The following is a 3,990-nucleotide window of genomic DNA, read 5'->3' on the forward strand; positions in this document are numbered from 1 at the left end:
GTGGGAATCGGTCAAACGCCACTTCCGCGAAATGGGCCGCGACACCCAGAGCGAGGACTTTACCGTGGTCGGCGTCGGCGACATGTCGGGCGACGTGTTCGGTAATGGCATGTTGCTGAGCCCACACATCCGGTTGCTGGCCGCCTTCAACCACATGCACATCTTCGTCGACCCGGAGGCGGACACGGCCAGGGGTTTCGCCGAACGCCAGCGTCTGTTCGACCTGCCACGCTCTGCCTGGAGCGACTATGACCCGGCGGCGCTGGGCGCCGGCGGCCGCATTTATGAACGCCGCGCCAAGAGCCTGAAGCTGACACCGGAGATTCGCGCCCGCTTTCACCTTGACCAGGACGAGGTGACGCCGAACGCGCTGATGCGCGCCATCCTGACGGCGGATGCCGATCTGTTGTGGTTCGGCGGCATCGGCACCTATGTGAAGGCGGCGCGCGAGTCGGCCGCCGAGGTCGGCGACCGGGCCAACGACGCCGTACGCATCGACGCGACGCAGGTCCGGGCCAAGGTGGTCGGCGAGGGTGCCAACCTGGGAGTCACCCAGCGCGGCCGCATCGACTTCGCGTTGCGCGGCGGCCGGATCAACACCGACGCCATCGACAACTCGGCCGGCGTCGACTGCTCCGACCACGAGGTCAACATCAAGATCCTGCTGGGCTCGGTGGTGGCTGCCGGCGACATGACCCTCAAGCAGCGCGACAACCTGCTGGAGGCGATGACCGAGGAGGTCGGCCATCTGGTGCTGCGCGACAACTACGACCAGACCCAGGCCCTGTCGATCGCGGCGTCCCGGGGCGTCGCCCTGCTCGACTCGCAGACCCGGCTGATCCGCGAGCTGGAGCGCGGCCACCTCAAGCTCAACCGGGCGATCGAGTATCTGCCGGACGACGAGACCCTGGCCGAGCGGGCGGCCGCCGGCAGCGCCCTGACCCGGCCGGAGATCGCGGTGCTGCTGGCCTACGCCAAGATGGCGCTGTACGACGAGCTGCTGGAGAGCGACCTGCCCGACGACCAGCAGCTCGGCGCCGACCTGGCGCTGTATTTCCCGGAACGCCTGCGCGCGAAGCATGGCGACGCCATCGCCGAGCACCGTCTGCGGCGCGAGATCATCGCCACCTCGGTCACCAACTCGATGATCAACCGGGTCGGCGCGGCGTTCGTGCACACCATGCAGGAGCAGACCGGCGCCTCCGCGTCGGGCATCGCCCGGGCCTACACCATCGTCCGCGACGTGTTCGGCCTGCGCTCGCTGTGGGAAGGCATCGAGGGCCTGGACAACAAGGTCTCGGCCGCGCTGCAGACCCGGATGCTGCTGGAGATCCAGGGTCTGGTCGAGCGCCTCACGGTCTGGTTCCTGCGCAACGGCCGGCAGCCCCTGGACATCGCCGCCCATGTGGCGGAGTTCGGCCCCGGCGTCGCCGACCTGAAGTCCTGCCTGCTCGAGGTACTCGGTCCGCACGACCGCGACCACCTGTCGTCGGCCGCCAGGCGCTATACCGACCAGGGCGTTCCGTCGGACCTGGCGCACGCGGTCGCCTCGCTCGACGTGCTGGCCTCGGCCTGCGACGTGGTCCGGCTGGCGGCGGCCTCGGGACAGCCGGTCGGCCTGGTGGCCTCGGTGTATTTCGGCGTCGGCGCCCGGTTCGCACTCGACTGGCTGCGCGACCGGGCCGGCGGCCTGGGGGCCGACGGCCACTGGCAGAAGCTGGCGGTCGACGCCCTGATCGACGACTTCTACGGCCACCAGAGCGTCCTGGCGCAGGACGTGCTCGCCCAGGTCGCCGGGGCCGCTTCCGGAGCCGCTTCCGGGGCCGGGACCGAGTCCGGCGGGCGGCGCCGGAAGGCGGCCGGCAACGGGCCGGACGCGGCGATCGCCGCCTGGGCGGCCGGCCGGCGCGACGGCGTCGACCGCACCGACCGGCTGCTGTCGGACATCCGGGCCAACGAGCAGGTCGACCTCGCCATGCTGGCGGTGGCGAACGGCCAGATCCGGACCCTGCTGGCCCGGTGACGGCGGACATCGACGGGAGTGCGTGCCCGGACGGCGGCCGGGTGACGTGGTCGGTCGATGCCGATCGCAGGCTGGTGCTGGTGACCTGCCGGGCGGCGGTCACCGACGACGACCTGCTGTCGGCGATCCCGCAGATCTGGCAGCAGCACCCCGAGGTGATCGGCTACGACACCGTGGTCGACGCCCGGGCGCTGACCAGCGAGGGCGGCTGGACCTGGCCGGCGCTGCGCGAGATCGCCCGGCGCTGGCGCGATTTCGCCCAGGGCCGCGATCACGGCCGGCGCACCGCCATCCTGACCACCGACAGCTGGGTGGCGAAGCTGACCGCGGCCTTCGTGCTGGACTACCGGGGCCGGCGGTTCCGCTGTTTCGGCGAGCCGGCGGCCGCCTTGGAATGGGCGCGCGGCACATGAGCCGGTGCCGGCGGGACGGCGGGCAGACCCGAGCGGCTTCCCGGGAACGCCATCCGGCGGTCGCGGGTTACAATGACCCGGCCGATCCGCGTCGGCTCGGCGGCACTGGCGGGGGACTCTTGCGATGACGGACGAGCGCAGCGGCTCCCAGGACGGGGCCGGCACCCCCGCGATCGCCGGCTGGTGCCTGTACGACTGGGCGAACTCGGCGTTCCCGACCGTGGTCTCGACCTTCGTGTTCGCCGCCTACTTCACCAAGGGCGTGGCTGCCAGCGAGACCGAGGGCACCTATCTCTGGGGCAACGCCGTGGCGGTGGCAGCCGTCTGCATCGCGCTGCTGAGTCCGGCGCTCGGCGCGATCGCCGACCGCACCGGCCGGCGCAAGCCCTGGCTCGGCGTGTTCACCCTGGTGTGCATCCTGGCGACCGCCGCGCTGTGGACGGTCCGCCCGGAGGCGGCCGACGTGCCGCGCGCCCTGGTGCTGGTGGTGATCGCCACCATCGCCTTCGAGTTCGCCGGGATGTTCTACAACGCCATGCTGCCGGCGGTGGCGCCGCCGGGCCGGATGGGTCGGGTCTCCGGCATCGGCTGGGGCGTGGGCTATCTCGGCGGGCTGACCTGCCTGGTGGTGGCGCTGTTCGGGCTGGTGCAGGCCGACCCGCCGCCGTTCGGGCTGGATCCCGGCGCGGCCGAGCCGGTGCGCGCCACGGTGCTGCTGGTCGCGGCCTGGTTCGCGGTGTTCGCGTTGCCGGTGTTCATCCTGGTTCCCGAGGAGGGGCCGGCCAGCCGCGAGCCGATGGGCAAGCTGGTGCGTCAAGGCGTCACCCAGCTCTGGGGCACCCTGCGCCGGCTCGACCCGCGCAGCCCGGTGGCCCGCTATCTGGTCGCCCACATGCTGTATGCCGACGGGCTGACCACCCTGTTCACCTTCGGCGGGATCTATGCCGCCGGCACTTTCGGCATGGACTTCTCCGAGATCATCGTGTTCGGCATCGCCCTCAACCTGACCGCCGGCGCCGGCGCCATCGCGTTCGGCTGGATCGACGACCGGGTCGGCCCGAAGCGCGCCATCCTGGCCGCCCTGGTCGGGCTGATGCTGTTCGGCGGGCTGGCGCTGGTGGCGCCCGACAAGACCTGGTTCTGGGTCGCGGGCATGGCCATGGGCACCTTCATGGGCCCGGCCCAGGCCGCCAGCCGCACCTTGATGGCCAAGCTGGCCCCGGCCGCCCAGCGTGCCGAGATGTTCGGGCTCTACGCCCTGTCCGGCAAGGCCACCAACTTCGCCGGACCGCTGGCCCTGGGATGGGCCACCCTGGCGTTCGACAGCCAGCGCGCCGGCATGGCCACGATCCTGGTGTTCCTGGCGGCCGGGCTGGCGCTGCTGCTGACCGTCAGGGAGCCGGCGCACCGCGCCGGCTAGGTTCTGTACCCATAAAGGGGATTCCCGTTATGGGCTGATTGTGATTCAAGCTTCCAAACTGCGGGAGCTTGATGATGAAGCGTCGTCACGATCTGACGGATCTGGAGTGGCGTGTCATCGCGCCGCTGCTTCCG

At 71.3% G+C, this 3,990-nt stretch carries 3 protein-coding genes; all 3 read left to right on the forward strand.

Annotated elements, in window-relative coordinates; genetic code table 11:
* The coding region (locus tag RIC31_RS07615; RefSeq protein ID WP_350104791.1) for an NAD-glutamate dehydrogenase domain-containing protein at positions 1-2,023 on the forward strand (2,023 nt) is incomplete at its 5' end.
* A 41-nt stretch (positions 2,024-2,064) separates the two neighbouring features.
* A complete protein-coding gene (locus RIC31_RS07620) occupies positions 2,065-2,436 on the forward strand; it encodes a hypothetical protein (protein WP_350104792.1) in 372 nt (123 codons plus the stop codon).
* Positions 2,437-2,560: 124 nt separating this feature from the next.
* Positions 2,561-3,856, forward strand: coding sequence for an MFS transporter (locus RIC31_RS07625; protein WP_350104793.1), 1,296 nt, complete (start codon positions 2,561-2,563; stop codon positions 3,854-3,856).
* Positions 3,857-3,990 lie beyond the last annotated feature (134 nt).

Origin of the sequence: Thalassobaculum sp., from assembly GCF_040219615.1 — a bacterium.
Taxonomy (GTDB): Bacteria; Pseudomonadota; Alphaproteobacteria; order Thalassobaculales; family Thalassobaculaceae; genus Thalassobaculum_A.